This window comes from Rhizobium album, from assembly GCF_003122325.1.
In the GTDB taxonomy this organism is placed as follows: Bacteria; Pseudomonadota; Alphaproteobacteria; order Rhizobiales; family Rhizobiaceae; genus Metarhizobium; species Metarhizobium album.
This window is the reverse complement of sequence record NZ_QFBC01000007.1, coordinates 230,975-245,221: the sequence shown is the minus strand read 5'-3', so window position 1 is coordinate 245,221 and position 14,247 is coordinate 230,975. Positions and strand designations below refer to the sequence as shown.

The window sequence follows — 14,247 nt, the reverse complement described above, 5'->3', positions numbered from 1 at the left end:
CGTTATAGGAAGTGAGATCATGGATAATTTGACGACGTCGTCCACGACCGAACGGGCTGGCGGCTTTTTTCCGAAAAGCCGTATCGCCGTTTCCCTGCTGTTCCTGATCAATGGATTCATGGTCGGATCCTGGGCGCCGAAGATTCCTGAATTCGCCAAGCGGTTGGAACTGAGCGAGGGCCAGCTTGGGTTGATGATCCTGATGTTCGGCATCGGCTCGCTGGTGATGATGCCGATCGGTGGGGCGCAGATCGCCCGCCACGGCTCGGCTTCGGTGGTCAAGGTGCTGGCGATCATGCTGGTGCCGGCGCTGCTGTTTGTAACGCTGGCCGGCAATGCCTGGTTCGGCGTCTTCGCCATGGTTTATTTTGGCGGCTTTGCCGGCGCCATGGACGTCGCCATGAATGCGAACGCCGTCGAGGTCGAAAAATCGATGCGCCGCTCGATTATGTCGTCCTGCCACGCCTTCTGGAGTCTCGGCGGCCTGCTCGGTGCGGGAGCCGGCGGTTTTCTCATTTCCCACTTCGGCACGATGACGCATGCGGTCATCCTGACGATTGCGGCAGCGACCATGCTGGCTGGCGCCTGGCCTATGATCTTTGTCGACGCGCCGCATCCGAGCGAAGGAAAGCGCAAGGCCAGGCTGCCGATGACGCCGCTGCCCTGGCTGATCGGCATCGTCGCGCTGTTTTCCATGGTGCCGGAAGGCGCGATCCTCGATTGGGGCGCGCTCTATCTGCGCCAGGAACTCGGCGCCTCCGTGACCCTGTCCGGTTTTGCCTTCGCGGCCTTCTCGCTGACTATGGCGGTGATGCGTTTTGCCGGCGACCTCGTCCGCGACCGCTTCGGTGCGGTGCTGACGCTGCGCATCAGCACGACCATGGCGATCGTCGGTATGCTGATCTCCGGATTGGCCCCGGATGCCATGCTGGTCATCGTCGGTTTCGCCATCGCCGGCATCGGCATTTCCAACATGGTGCCGATCGCCTTTTCGGCGGCCGGCAACATGCCGGGGTTGGCGCCGGGCGTCGGCATTTCGGTCGCGACCTTCCTCGGTTACTCCGGCATGCTGTTTGCGCCGTCGCTGATCGGCTTTATTGCCGAACATACCGGCTTTGCGATCATCTTCGCCACACTTCCGGTGCTTTTTATCGTCGTATTGGTGTTGTCGCATCTCGCCCGCCATGCCGACAACATCCAATGAGGCAGATCCGCAAAAAGTGATGCTCATTGGCGGTTGACAAGGACCATGGCATCATCCACCTGAAAGATTACGAATTCTGCGGGTTTTTTCTCGATGTTGTCTGCCAGTGATTATGATCCGAAACCGCGCCGGGCCTCGGTCGCCGTCGATGTCGGCGGCGTGATCGTCGGCGGCGGCGCCCCCGTCGTCGTCCAGTCGATGACCAATACCGATACGGCCGATATCGACGCCACCGTGGCGCAGGTCGCCGCGCTGTTCCGGGCCGGCTCGGAGATCGTCCGCATCACCGTCGACCGCGACGAAAGTGCCGCCGCCGTGCCGCGGATCCGCGACCGGCTGCTGCGGCTCGGCATGGATGTGCCGCTGGTCGGCGATTTCCACTATATCGGCCACAAGCTGCTCGCCGATCATCCGGGCTGCGCCGAGGCTTTGGCGAAATACCGCATCAATCCCGGCAATGTCGGTTTCAAGGACAAGAAGGACAGGCAGTTCGCCGATATCGTCGAGATGGCGATCCGCTACGACAAGCCGGTGCGCATCGGCGTCAACTGGGGTTCGCTCGACCAGGACCTGCTGACCAGCCTGATGGACCAGAACCAGGCGGAAGGTTTTCCGCTGTCGGCCCGGCAGGTGACGCGCGAGGCGATCGTCCAGTCGGCGATTCTGTCGGCGCACATGGCCGAGGAGATCGGACTGGCGCGCAACCGCATCATCCTCTCCGCCAAGGTCAGCCAGGTGCAGGACCTGATCGCCGTCTATTCGATGATCTCGGAACGCTCCGACCACGCGCTGCATCTTGGCCTCACCGAAGCCGGCATGGGCTCGAAGGGCATCGTCGCCTCGTCCGCCGCCATGGGTTACGTGCTGCAGCAGGGCATCGGCGACACGATCCGCGTGTCGCTGACGCCGGAGCCGAACGGTGACCGCAGCCGCGAGGTGCAGGTGGCGCAGGAACTGCTGCAGGTCATGGGCTTCCGCCAGTTCATCCCCGTCGTTGCCGCCTGTCCGGGCTGCGGCCGCACCACCTCGACGGTCTTCCAGGAACTGGCGCAGAACATCCAGAACGACATCCGCAAGAACATGCCGGTGTGGCGGGAAAAATATCCGGGTGTCGAAGCCCTCAACGTCGCGGTCATGGGCTGCATCGTCAACGGGCCGGGCGAAAGCAAACACGCCGATATCGGCATTTCGCTTCCCGGCACCGGCGAAACCCGGGCAGCCCCGGTCTTCATCGATGGCAAGAAGGCGCTGACGCTGCGCGGTCCGAACATCGCCGCCGATTTCGAGGCGCTGGTCATCGAATACATCGAAAAGCGCTTCGGCCAGAAGACGGCGGCCGAATAAGAGCGCCGTGAGGCGCCCTTCAGGAGTATTCTTAGCCGGCTTTCAATTCAGATACTTCAGCTCGATATATTCTAGCGTGCCGGCCACCATGTCCATCTCGTATTGCTGGCCGTAAAACTTCCAGCCTTTCTTGCGGTCGTTGACGCCGATCACCGTCATCAGCAGGCCGGCATGGCGTTCGGGGGCGGCCGGCTTGCCGCGCACCTTGGTGCGATAGGCGTCGCGGCCGATGGTTTTTCTGAAGCCGCTGGTGTTGGTATTCATCTTTGCCGTGTCGATATGGCCGTCATCGGTCTGGAAATTGACGTGCGCCACCCGTGCAGAACCGTTCTTGAATGTCGACATGGCGAAGGTGCAGCCGCTCATCGGCGCGGTGAACATGAAAGGCACGTCGCTCGGCAGGCTGGCGGTGCGGATCTGGTTGGCCTCGTAGGGCAGCCATATGGCCGGCACCGTCTGGTTGCCGCTCTGGTTCTTCCAGCTCACCTTGAGGGCGGCGATGTCGTAGCCGCTTTTCCAGAAGTGCTTCGACTTGCGCTTGACGTTGTCGTAACGATTGTCGGTATCGATGGTGAAGTTGCCGAGGACCGGCGTCTGCGACCCGCACACGCCGGTCGGCGAGGTGTCCATGACCAGCAGGTTGCTTTTGAGGAAATCGCGCGGATTGAGGAAGAACGGAGAAAGATCGACCATGGGAGCCTCGCTGGAAGATAAGCTGGGCTGATTTTTCAGCCGGCGGCCGGGCTTGTCAATCGGCTTTGCGATCGGGCATCGATCGGATGCAGGCGTCAGTGACGGCGATTGGCGATGAAGCGGGCGGTTTCCAGCAGGATCTCGGCGCGATCGCCGTAGACACCGAGGATATTGGCCGCTTCGGCGATCAGCGCCGTGAGCTTTGCTTCCGTCCAGGCCTGTCCGTGCAGGGCCGGCAGCGTGCCCTTGCCACGGGCGGCGTCCTTGCCGGTTGCCTTGCCCATGGTTTCCGGGTCGGCGGTCAGATCGAGGAGATCGTCGGCAAGCTGGAAGGCGAGGCCGATCTTTTCGCCGAACAGCCGCAGCCGCGCCCGGTCGTCCGCCGTCGCCCCGGCGACGATCGCGCCGGCCTCGCAGGCGAAACGGATCAGCGCGCCGGTCTTCATCGCCTGCAGCGTCACGATGCCCTGCTCGTCCGGCGCCTGCTGTTCGGCCGCCAGGTCGAACATCTGGCCGCCGGCCATGCCGCCGATGCCGGCGGCGCGGGCCAGGCAGAGGACGAGCTCGGTTTTCTGTCGGTCGGAAAGATCCGTTTCGGGGGCGGCGACGATATCGAAGGCGAGCGTCAGCAGGCTGTCGCCGGCGAGGATCGCCGTCGCTTCGTCGAAGGCGATGTGCACGGTCGGCTTGCCGCGCCTGACATCGTCGTCATCCATAGCCGGCAGGTCGTCGTGGACGAGCGAATAACAGTGGACGCATTCCAGCGCAGCGCCGATGCGCAGGGCCGCCTGCGGGTTTCCGGAAAAGAGTGCGGCGCTTTCGATCACCAGGAAGGGGCGCAGGCGCTTGCCGCCGTTCAGCACGCCATGGCGCATCGCCGCCATCAGGCGCGGCGGGCGCTGGATCTCGTCGGCCAGCGGGCCGTCGGAGAGCAGCTCCTCCAGAAGCGCCACGAGCTTGGCGGCATTGTCTTCCAATCGTGTTTCGAACGCTGTCGGCTGTGTCATCATCGCGGTTGTTTGCCACGCAGGCCCCGGGCTGGCAACGGGAATCGTCGAAACGGAACGGGAAGAAGCCTGCCGCATACTGGCCACGGCGCCGGCCAGAGGTTATGAGAACGGGAAGGCATCATGCGGGACGAGGTGAACTTGGATATCACGCCGGAGACACGCGCAGAGGAGACGGCCATGCCCGCCAGCCGCTGGACCCGGATTCGAGCAGGATTTCGCACCCATTGGCGCGGCCTCGTCAAGCTGGCGGTCGCCATCATGCTGCTGCCCTATGCCCTGATGCTCCTCTATCTCCTGCCTTTCATCCATCCGGTCTCGACACTGATGCTCGGCGAACTCGTCATGCTGCGCGGTTACGACCGGCGCTGGGTGGATTTCGAGGATATTTCGCCCAATCTCGTGCAGGCGGTGATGATGTCCGAGGACGGCCAGTTCTGTTTCCACGGCGGCGTCGACTGGGGCGAAATGCGTGGCGTCGTCAAGGATGCGCTCGCCGGCGAAGCGACCCGTGGGGCCAGCACCATCCCGATGCAGACGGCGAAGAACCTGTTCCTCTGGAACAGCCGCTCCTTCGTGCGCAAGGCGCTGGAAGTGCCGCTGGCGATCTCGGCGGATTTCATCTGGTCGAAGCGGCGGCTGATGGAGATCTATCTCAACATCGCCGAATGGGGACCGGGCATCTACGGCATCGAGGCGGCATCGCAATATCATTTCAAGATCCCGGCATCGAAACTGTCGAAGAAGCAGGCGGCGCTGCTGGCCGTTTCGCTGCCGAACCCGATCACCCGCGTCGCCAGCAAACCCGGCCGCGGCATGCGCCGGCTGGCCGCCGTCATCGAGCGCCGGGCACGCGGTTCCGGCGACTACATCAAATGTCTTTATGAGTGACATCACGCCATTTCGTTGGATCGGCATGCGGGCGCATGTCACGCTCGTCCTATTATGAACACCGGGGAAAGACGCCATGGCTGAACTGACGCTCTATATCGCCAACAAGAACTATTCCTCCTGGTCCTTCCGGCCGTGGATCGCCTTTACGGCGCGTGGCGTGCCGTTCCGCGAGGTGCTGGTGCCGTTCGATTTCCCGAACGGCAATCCGCGCATCAAGGAAATCTCGCCGAGCGGCAAGGTGCCGCTGCTCAGGCATGGCGACCTGTCCGTCTGGGAATCGCTGGCGATCGTCGAATATGCCGCCGAACTGTTTCCGGAGGCGGGCCTCTGGCCTGAGGACCCGGCGGCGCGCGCCGTGGCGCGGTCGGTATCGGCGGAAATGGTCGCCGGCTTCGGGGCGCTGCGCAACGCCTGCCCGATGAACATGAGGCGCAGGAAGGGCGCCATTCCGCTGCAGGAGGGCGTGGCGGCGGACGTTGCCCGCATCGAGGAAATCTGGCATGAGCGGCTCGCCCGCTCCGGCGGCCCCTTCCTGTTCGGCGATTTTTCGGCGGCCGACGCCATGTTCGCACCTGTCGTCAACCGTTTCGAGATCTACGATCTGGTGAGGCACGAAACCACGCTTGCCTACATGGCCGCCATGAAGGCGCATCCGGCCTGGAAGACCTGGGAAGAGGCGGCCCTTGCCGAACCCTGGATCGTTCCGGAGGACGAGGCGTGAGGCGATTGTCCTGGCATCGGCGGCGTCAAGGAAAAAATGCGTGGAGGGACTGGTCAAACCGGTACAGGCCATGTATAAGCCGCCCAATTTCCGAGATTGAAGCATGATTTTTCTCGGCCGGGCGTCTGGCTGGAAACTGTGCTTTGCCCGTCAAGTGGAGTAAATCAAATGGCTGTACCTAAGAGAAAAACAAGCCCGTCCAAGCGCGGTATGCGCCGCTCGGCTGACGGTCTGAAGGCACCGACCTACATCGAAGACAAGAACTCCGGTGAACTGCGTCGTCCGCACCACATCGACCTGAAGACCGGCATGTACCGCGGTCGCCAGGTTCTGACGCCGAAGGCAAGCGCATAATCGCCGCTTTCGACTTCAAGGCATCAGAGGCCGGCCCTGCGCCGGCCTTTTGCTTTTTCCGGATCGTAACACGCTTGCGGATTTCCAGGCGGAACAACTTCGGTTATGAACGGTTCACGTCCGAAGAGGAGAGCCGTTCGAGATGATTGCCGCCGTGCCCCTGATGATCGTTCCGCTGGTTCTGTACAACCTGGCCATGGCCGGACTCATGGGAAGCGGCGGGCTTGCCTCGCTCGATACCGTCGTGCTGTCGCTATCGATGCTGTCGGGCGCGCAATGGACCATGAGCCTCGGCGACCTCATGATCGTCGTCGGCCTGATCATGCTGTTCTTCGAGATTCTCAAGGCGACGCGCCACAACTCCGGTTCGCTGATCAACCACATGATGTCGCTAGTGGTGTTCGTGGCGTTCCTGATCGAATTCCTGCTGGTGAGCGGGGCCGCGACGCAGATCTTCTTCATCCTCATGACGATCGCCTTCGTCGATGTCATCGGCGGCTTTGCAGTGTCGATCCGCTCGGCCGGGCGGGATGTGTCCATCGGGCTGTAACGGCCGCCTGACGGGCGGCGGCTGATAGGGAGATTCCGGCAAAACGCTCCAGGGGATCAGAGGCTGTCGAGCTTGGTCTGCAGCGCGCGCAGCTGCTCCTTGAGTTCGTCGATATCCTTGGCTTCCGCCTTCTTGGTTTCCTTGGCCGGCGGCGTCATGAACGGCGAGAACATCTGCATCGCCTGATGGAACATGTCGGTGTTGCGGCGCACCTGCTCCTCGACCATCTGCAACGGCACCTGCAGGTTCTTGGTCAGCGGCGTCTCGCCGAAGGCGCGGGTCATCTGCTCGCGCATCTGCGACTGCTGCTCGGTGAAGGCCTGCATGGAATGTTCGAGGAAACTCGGCACGACCATCTGCATCTGGTCGCCGTAATAGGAAATCAGCTGGCGCAGGAAAGAGATCGGCAGAAGCGTGTTGCCGGTCTTGGATTCCTGCTCGAAAATGATCTGCGTCAGCACCGAATGCGTGATGTCTTCACCCGATTTCGCATCCTGAACGACAAAATCCTCGCCTCTTTTCACCATGACTGCCAGATCGTCCAGCGTCACGTAGGTGCTGGTCCCAGTGTTGTACAAACGCCTGTTGGCGTACTTCTTGATTACGATCTGGCCTTCGTTTTTCGCCATTTCCGTCTCCTGGCACCGTTTGTTATGATTGTAACGTTGCTTCTCCCGGCGCGAATGTAAGCGCAAAAGAAGGCCGGTGACAATCTCTTTGTGCGATGCGGGAAATGGTTTTAAAACCGACCAAATCCGTTTTGGCGATCGCAGCGAAAAATGCTTCGGCCACGTCTGACGGTTTGACTTGGCGACGAAGCTTTGCCAGTTTCAGCAACAACCAGTGATGCACAAGCGAGGAGATTTCCATGAGCACACCATCCGTCGTGATTGCCAGTGCGGGACGCACGGCCGTCGGATCCTTCAACGGCGCGTTTGCCGCCGTTCCCGCCCATGAGCTCGGCGCCGCCGCGATCAAGGGTGTCCTGGAGCGCGCCGGCGTCGATGCCAAGGACGTGGACGAGGTGATCCTCGGCCAGATCCTGACCGCCGGCGAAGGCCAGAACCCGGCGCGCCAGGCTGCCATGAAAGCCGGCGTGCCGCAGGAGGCGACCGCCTGGGGCATGAACCAGCTGTGTGGTTCCGGCCTGCGCGCCGTGGCGCTGGGCATGCAGCAGATCGCTGCCGGCGATGCCTCGATCATCGTGGCGGGTGGCCAGGAATCCATGTCGATGGCGCCGCATTGCGCCCATCTGCGCGCCGGCACGAAAATGGGCGACATGAAGATGGTCGACACCATGATCAAGGACGGCCTGACCGACGCCTTCTACGGCTATCACATGGGCATCACCGCCGAAAACGTTGCCCGTCAGTTCCAGCTGACGCGCCAGGACCAGGACGAATTCGCCGTCGCCTCGCAGAACAAGGCGGAAGCAGCCCAGAAGGCCGGCCGCTTCAAGGACGAAATCATCCCCTTCACCATCCAGACCCGCAAGGGCGACATCATCGTCGACCAGGACGAATATATCCGCGCCGGCGCCACGCTCGAATCGCTGGCGAAGCTGCGCCCGGCCTTCGACAAGGAAGGCACCGTGACGGCCGGCAACGCCTCCGGCATCAATGACGGCGCGGCGGCGACCGTGCTGATGAGCGAGGCGGAAGCCGTGCGCCGCGGCATCCAGCCGCTGGTACGCATCGCGTCTTGGGCCACGGCCGGCGTCGATCCGCAGGTCATGGGCACCGGCCCGATCCCGGCATCGCGCAAGGCGCTGGAAAAGGCCGGCTGGTCGATCAACGATCTCGACCTGGTGGAAGCCAACGAAGCCTTTGCGGCACAAGCCTGCGCCGTCAACAAGGGCCTCGGCTGGGATCCGGCGATCGTCAACGTCAATGGTGGCGCCATCGCCATCGGTCACCCGGTCGGCGCATCCGGCGCCCGCGTCCTCAATACGCTGGTGTTCGAAATGAAGCGCCGCGGCGTCAAGAAGGGTCTTGCAACGCTGTGCATCGGCGGCGGCATGGGTGTCGCCATGTGCGTCGAGGCGCTCTGATCCTGTCATTTACCGGATGCGGACGGGCGTTGCATGAGCCTCGCCCGCATCCCAATCCGCATGCCACAACGATAAGAGGGGGAAACACGAAATGAGCAGAGTAGCTTTGGTTTCAGGTGGGACGCGCGGCATCGGCGCGGCGATTTGCATCGCCTTGAAGGCAGCCGGTTATCGTGTTGCCGCCAATTACGCCGGCAACGAGGAGAAGGCCAAGGCTTTCCATGAAGAAACCGGCATCGCCATCTTCAAATGGGACGTGTCCGATTACGCGGACTGTGCCGAGGGCATCGCCAAGGTGGAAAGCGAGCTCGGTCCGATCGAGGTCCTCGTCAACAATGCCGGCATCACGCGGGACACCATGTTCCACAAGATGACGCCGGACATGTGGAATGCGGTCATCGACACCAATCTGACCGGCCTGTTCAACATGACGCATAACGTCTGGACCGGCATGCGCGACCGCAGTTTCGGGCGCGTGATCAATATTTCCTCGATCAACGGCCAGAAAGGCCAGATGGGCCAGGTCAACTATTCCGCCGCCAAGGCCGGCGATCTCGGCTTCACCAAGGCGCTGGCGCAGGAAGGGGCGGCCAAGAACATCACTGTCAACGCCATCTGCCCGGGTTACATCGGCACCGAAATGGTGCGCGCCGTACCGGAAAAGGTGCTCAACGAACGCATCATCCCGCAGATCCCGGTCGGCCGCCTCGGTGAACCGGAAGAGATCGCCCGGTGCGTCGTTTTCCTGGCGTCGGATGAGTCCGGTTTCATCACCGGTTCGACACTGACGGCCAATGGCGGCCAGTTCGTCGTCTGATCGCAGGCCCTGCCGCGACAAACAGAAACGGCGCCTCCGGGGCGCCGTTTCGCATTTCTGAGGTGTTGTCAGCAGCGCGCTTCGTAGCGGCGGCCGTAGCGGTCGCGATAGATGCAATAGCCCGGGCGCTTCGACTTGCTCAGCAGGTAGCCAGCGGCACCGCCGACCACGGCGCCGGCCACCGCGCCTCCGGCGTCACCGGTGATCACGCCGCCGATGACGGCGCCGGACGCTGCGCCGACCGCCGTGCCACGTTCCGTGGCCGAGCAGGATGCGAGAAGGGGAAGAATAAGGGCGCCGACAATAATTGATTTTTTCATGGAACCTCTCCCGGTTTTACTCAGATCCGGCCCATCAGGAGCAGGATGATGATAATGACGACGACAAGGCCAAGTCCGCCGGACGGGCCGTAACCCCAGCCTCGGCTATAGCCCCAGTTCGGCAATGCGCCGATAAGGAGGAGGATGAGAATGATAAGAAGAATTGTTCCGAGCATGATGCCTGTCTCCCATGTCTGCGCGATACCGATAGCGGCTTGTTAACGTGCGGCGTGCCGGAAGGTTCCAAACCCTTTCAACGGCACGTTCCGTGGGGCCTGCACGGGTCGTCGCCGGGAAAATGGGCTGTGAACAAAGGCGGGATCACCCGGAAGCACCGATTCGTCGCCGATTCGTTCACAGGCTGTTCCGCCTCAAGCTGTCGCAAAACATGACGATTGCTAGATAATTCGGGGCGGCGACGCATATTCTTCAGCCTCGCGGCATTCCCTTCTTGCCTTTGCCATGAAGGATCGCCATGTGTGAAACCATCCGGTCCGGGGGATGTTCGAATGACCGGGAACGCCAGCCTTTCGTCGATGCACGGGTAGAAACTTTGAATATGCAGCCCATGATCCTGAGCGGACGCGGCGTTGTCGCTGTGCTCGGGCCAACCAATACCGGCAAGACGCACTACGCCATCGAGCGCATGGTGGCGCATGGTTCCGGCGTCATCGGCTTGCCGCTCCGTCTCCTGGCGCGCGAAGTCTATACGCGCCTCGTCGAGAAAGTCGGGGCGCAGCATGTCGCCCTGGTGACCGGCGAGGAGAAGATCTCCCCGATCAATGCCCGCTTTTCCGTCTGCACCGTCGAGGCGATGCCGCGTGAAACCAAGGCGGCCTTCGTCGCCATCGACGAGGTGCAGCTCGCCGGCGATCTCGAGCGCGGCCAAATCTTCACCGACAGGATCCTCCATCTGCGCGGCCGCGAGGAAACGCTGCTCCTGGGGGCTGCGACGATGCGGCCGATCCTGGAGCAATTGCTGCCCGGCCTTACCGTGATCGAGCGGCCGCGCCTCTCCCAGCTGTTTTACGCCGGCCAGAAGAAGATCACCCGCCTGCCGCAGCGATCCGCCATCGTCGCCTTTTCGGCCGACGAGGTCTATGCGATCGCCGAACTCATCCGCCGCCAGCGGGGCGGGGCCGCCGTCGTGCTCGGCGCGCTGTCGCCGCGCACCCGCAACGCGCAGGTCGGCCTCTACCAGTCCGGCGACGTCGAATATCTCGTGGCGACCGACGCCATCGGCATGGGCCTCAACCTCGACGTCGATCACGTCGCCTTCGCCCAGGACCGGAAATTCGACGGCTATCAGTTCCGCAACCTCAATCCCGGCGAACTCGGCCAGATCGCCGGCCGCGCCGGCCGCCATCTCAAGGACGGCACCTTCGGGGTGACCGGCCGGGTCGATCCTTTCGACGAGGAACTGGTACGTCGGATCGAAAGCCATCATTTCGATCCGATCAAGGTCTTGCAGTGGCGGACGAAGGATTTCGACTATTCCAGCATCGCCGCGCTGCGCCAGAGCCTCGACGCCGTGCCGCGCATCGGTGGGCTGACGCGTGCTTTGCCGGCTATCGACCAGCAGGCGCTCGAATATCTTTCGCGTTATCCCGAGATCAATGATCTTGCCACGAATCCCGAAAGAGTAGAAAAGCTCTGGGAGGCCTGCGCGCTTCCCGATTATCGGCGTATCACGCCGGCGCAGCACGCGGACCTCATTTCAAGCCTGTTTTCGGACCTGGTCCGTTACGGTGCGGTAAACGAGAATTTTCTGGCGGAGCAGGTGCATCGTGCCGATCGCACGGACGGAGAGATCGACACGCTTTCGGCGCGAATCGCGCAGATAAGAACATGGACCTATGTGTCCAACCGGCCGGGATGGCTTGCCGATCCGACACACTGGCAAGAAAAGACGCGGGAAATCGAGGATCGATTGTCCGATGCGTTACATGAAAGGTTGACGAAACGCTTTGTTGATCGCAGGACATCTGTGCTCATGAAGCGCCTGAGAGAGAATGCGATGCTGGAAGCTGAAATCAGTGTGAATGGTGATGTCTTCGTCGAAGGTCATCACGTGGGACAACTGGCCGGATTTCGATTCACGACCGTGAGCGGAATGGAAGGTCCCGATGCGCGCGCCGTGCAGTCGGCGGCACAGAAGGCATTGGCGCTGGAGTTCGAGGCGCGTGCGGCACGGCTGCATGCGGCCGGCAACGGCGATCTTGCGCTGTCTTCCGACGGAACGGTGCGCTGGCTCGGCGATCCCGTGGCGCGGCTGTCGTCCAGCGATCACGTCATGCGTCCGCGCGTCATCCTGCTCGCCGACGAGCAGCTGACCGGCAATGCCCGCGAGCATGTCGTTGCCCGCGTCGAGCGTTTCGTGAACTACCATATCTCGACGGTGCTCAAGCCGCTCGACGATCTTTCGCGGGCGGAAGACCTGCAGGGCCTTGCCAAGGGCCTGGCATTCCAGCTCGTCGAAAATCTCGGCGTGCTGTTCCGCCGCGACGTCACCGACGATGTCAAGTCGCTGGATCAGGAAGCGCGTGCCTCGATCCGCCGCTACGGCGTGCGTTTCGGCGCCTACCACATCTTCATGCCTGCGCTTCTCAAGCCGGCTCCGGCCGAGCTGATCACGCTGCTCTGGGCGCTGAAGAATGACGGCCTGGACAAGCCGGGTTACGGCGACCTGATCCCGGTTCTCGCCGCCGGCCGCACCTCCGTGGTCACCGATCCGAGCTTCGAGCGCACCTTCTACAAGCTGGCCGGCTTCCGGTTCCTCGGCAAGCGTGCCGTGCGCATCGACATTCTCGAGCGTCTTGCCGATCTCATCCGGCCGCTGCTGCAGTGGAAACCGGGTTCGGGCAACCGTCCCGACGGCGCCTATGACGGTCGCCGCTTCACCACGACCACGGCAATGCTGTCCATTCTCGGTGCAACGCCCGACGACATGGAAGAAATCCTCAAGGGCCTCGGCTACCGTGCCGACCCGGTAAAAGCCGAAGACGCTGCCGCCTTCCTGGCCAGCCAGGCCGGCGCTGCGCCGGAGGTTGCCGCCGCCGTCTCCGCAGAGGAGGCGGAGAGCGCCAAGGCCGACCACGACGACGTCGACAGCGTGACGGAAGAGCCCGCCGCCGAGGCCGCGCCTGCCGCGGAGAGCAGCGAACCTGCCGCCGTCGAGGAAACGCCTGCCGTCGAGACGGCGCCCGCTGCCGAGGAGACGCCTGTCGTCGCCGCAGAGGCTGCCGCCGCTCCCGCAGACGATGTGGTTGCCGAAGTGAAGCCGGTGCTGTTGTGGCGTCCGGGTGGCCGCAACGACAACCAGCGTGGCAACCGCCCGCAGGGCGAGCGCCGTGGCGGCCAGTTCAATCGCCCGCGCGGCGGCGAGCGGGCAGCCGGCGAGGCACGTCCGGAAGGCGAAAAGCGCGAAGGCCGCGACAACCGAGACAACCGTCGTGGCGGCGACCGCCCCGATCGCTTCAAGGGCAAGGAAGGCGGCGGGCGTTCCGACCAGGCCGGCCCGCGTGGCGAGTGTCAGGATCGCGGCGACCGCAAGGGAGGCCGTCCCGACCGCAACAATGATCGTGGCGGGGCATCGCAGCCGTTGCGCTTCGAGTCCAAGCCGCCGCGCAAGGAAAAGCCGATCGATCCGGATTCGCCTTTCGCAAAGCTCGCTGCTCTCAAGGAGCAGATGAAAAAGTAAGCCCATGGTGGACGAAAAACAGCCAGGCAGTGGTTCGCGCCAGCGCATCGACAAATGGCTGTTTTTCGCCCGCATGGCCAAATCCCGTTCGCTGGCCCAGACGCAGGTCCAGTCCGGGCAGGTGCGGGTGAACGGCGAGAAGGTGACGCAGGCGAGCCAGCAGGTGAAGCCGGGCGATCTTGTCGAGCTGTCGCTGGAGCGGCGCGATGTGGTGCTGCTGGTAAAGTTGCCGGGAGAGCGGCGCGGACCTTACGAGGAGGCGCGGCTGCTCTACGAGGACCGTTCGCCACCGCCGGATGAGACAAAACGTCTCACCCCTTTCGAACAGGCCGTCCGGGCGCCCGGAGCGGGGCGGCCGACCAAGAAGGAACGGCGGTCGATCGACCGGTTTCTCAGCGAAGAGGAATAGCTGCGGATCTTTGCCGGACCGCGCGAAAACTCTGTGCGCCGATGCGTTGATTTCAGGATTGTTAATCCTTGATAAGCCGGGCCAAAGACGTTACGTCCACAGCAACGGAGACCGTTGGCCGGCGCGTTGCGCCGGTGGTTCGGACTTTCCTGTTCACGTGAAGGCTTCGAAGCGATCCCGGCGG

At 62.9% G+C, this 14,247-nt stretch carries 16 protein-coding genes; 10 read left to right on the top strand and 6 right to left on the bottom strand.

The annotated features are described in order from the left end of the window. Positions 1-19 precede the first annotated feature (19 nt). Together DEM27_RS17430 and ispG are read left to right on the top strand one after the other, a co-directional pair. On the top strand, positions 20-1,204 hold the full coding sequence (locus DEM27_RS17430; protein ID WP_109459514.1) for an MFS transporter: 1,185 nt from the start codon (positions 20-22) through the stop codon (positions 1,202-1,204). A gap of 93 nt (positions 1,205-1,297) precedes the next feature. After that, on the top strand, positions 1,298-2,548 hold the full coding sequence (gene ispG / locus DEM27_RS17425) for a flavodoxin-dependent (E)-4-hydroxy-3-methylbut-2-enyl-diphosphate synthase (RefSeq protein WP_109459513.1): 1,251 nt from the start codon (positions 1,298-1,300) through the stop codon (positions 2,546-2,548). A gap of 42 nt (positions 2,549-2,590) precedes the next feature. Here ispG and DEM27_RS17420 read toward each other — a convergent pair whose 3' ends face one another. Together DEM27_RS17420 and DEM27_RS17415 are read right to left on the bottom strand one after the other, a co-directional pair. Then, positions 2,591-3,241: a hypothetical protein gene (locus tag DEM27_RS17420; protein WP_109459512.1), complete on the bottom strand. Its 651-nt coding sequence runs from the start codon at positions 3,239-3,241 to the stop codon at positions 2,591-2,593. A 95-nt stretch (positions 3,242-3,336) separates the two neighbouring features. Further along, positions 3,337-4,251 (bottom strand): polyprenyl synthetase family protein, encoded by a 915-nt coding sequence (locus tag DEM27_RS17415; protein WP_109459511.1) that lies wholly within the window; start codon positions 4,249-4,251, stop codon positions 3,337-3,339. A 120-nt stretch (positions 4,252-4,371) separates the two neighbouring features. Between DEM27_RS17415 and mtgA the strand changes: the two genes are divergently transcribed. From mtgA to DEM27_RS17395, 4 genes are all read left to right on the top strand, one after another. Further along, positions 4,372-5,139, top strand: a complete 768-nt coding sequence (mtgA, locus tag DEM27_RS17410) for a monofunctional biosynthetic peptidoglycan transglycosylase (RefSeq protein WP_109459510.1) — start codon at positions 4,372-4,374, stop codon at positions 5,137-5,139. Between the two features lie 76 nt (positions 5,140-5,215). Beyond that, on the top strand, positions 5,216-5,863 hold the full coding sequence (locus DEM27_RS17405; RefSeq protein WP_109459509.1) for a glutathione S-transferase family protein: 648 nt from the start codon (positions 5,216-5,218) through the stop codon (positions 5,861-5,863). A gap of 168 nt (positions 5,864-6,031) precedes the next feature. Beyond that, positions 6,032-6,217 (top strand): 50S ribosomal protein L32, encoded by a 186-nt coding sequence (gene rpmF / locus DEM27_RS17400; RefSeq protein WP_109459508.1) that lies wholly within the window; start codon positions 6,032-6,034, stop codon positions 6,215-6,217. 142 nt (positions 6,218-6,359) lie between these two features. Further along, on the top strand, positions 6,360-6,767 hold the full coding sequence (locus DEM27_RS17395; RefSeq protein ID WP_109459507.1) for a hypothetical protein: 408 nt from the start codon (positions 6,360-6,362) through the stop codon (positions 6,765-6,767). A 56-nt stretch (positions 6,768-6,823) separates the two neighbouring features. On the opposite strand, the gene phaR is transcribed toward DEM27_RS17395, so the two are convergent. Both phaR and DEM27_RS33615 read right to left on the bottom strand, forming a co-directional pair. Further along, positions 6,824-7,396, bottom strand: a complete 573-nt coding sequence (gene phaR / locus DEM27_RS17390; protein WP_109459506.1) for a polyhydroxyalkanoate synthesis repressor PhaR — start codon at positions 7,394-7,396, stop codon at positions 6,824-6,826. A 22-nt stretch (positions 7,397-7,418) separates the two neighbouring features. Next, the gene (locus DEM27_RS33615; RefSeq protein ID WP_128755523.1) at positions 7,419-7,637 is read right to left on the bottom strand and encodes a hypothetical protein; all 219 of its coding nucleotides are present in this window, start codon (positions 7,635-7,637) and stop codon (positions 7,419-7,421) included. Here DEM27_RS33615 and DEM27_RS17385 point away from each other — a divergent pair. Together DEM27_RS17385 and phbB are read left to right on the top strand one after the other, a co-directional pair. Continuing rightward, positions 7,636-8,817, top strand: a complete 1,182-nt coding sequence (locus DEM27_RS17385; RefSeq protein WP_109459505.1) for an acetyl-CoA C-acetyltransferase — start codon at positions 7,636-7,638, stop codon at positions 8,815-8,817. The genes DEM27_RS33615 and DEM27_RS17385 overlap by 2 nt on opposite strands. A gap of 91 nt (positions 8,818-8,908) precedes the next feature. Then, the gene (phbB, locus tag DEM27_RS17380; protein ID WP_109459504.1) at positions 8,909-9,634 is read left to right on the top strand and encodes a beta-ketoacyl-ACP reductase; all 726 of its coding nucleotides are present in this window, start codon (positions 8,909-8,911) and stop codon (positions 9,632-9,634) included. Between the two features lie 68 nt (positions 9,635-9,702). Here phbB and DEM27_RS17375 read toward each other — a convergent pair whose 3' ends face one another. Next, the gene (locus DEM27_RS17375) at positions 9,703-9,954 is read right to left on the bottom strand and encodes a YMGG-like glycine zipper-containing protein (RefSeq protein ID WP_109459503.1); all 252 of its coding nucleotides are present in this window, start codon (positions 9,952-9,954) and stop codon (positions 9,703-9,705) included. Between the two features lie 20 nt (positions 9,955-9,974). Beyond that, complete coding sequence (locus DEM27_RS17370) at positions 9,975-10,130, bottom strand: DUF3309 family protein (RefSeq protein WP_109459502.1); 156 nt, start codon at positions 10,128-10,130, stop codon at positions 9,975-9,977. A gap of 392 nt (positions 10,131-10,522) precedes the next feature. Between DEM27_RS17370 and DEM27_RS17365 the strand changes: the two genes are divergently transcribed. After that, positions 10,523-13,654 carry a helicase-related protein gene (locus DEM27_RS17365; RefSeq protein ID WP_205908913.1) on the top strand — a complete coding sequence of 1,044 codons (3,132 nt, stop codon included), beginning with the start codon at positions 10,523-10,525 and terminating at the stop codon, positions 13,652-13,654. A gap of 4 nt (positions 13,655-13,658) precedes the next feature. Next, entirely contained in the window at positions 13,659-14,063 is a 405-nt protein-coding gene (locus DEM27_RS17360; protein WP_109459500.1) for an RNA-binding S4 domain-containing protein, read from the top strand. Positions 14,064-14,247: the final 184 nt, after the last annotated feature.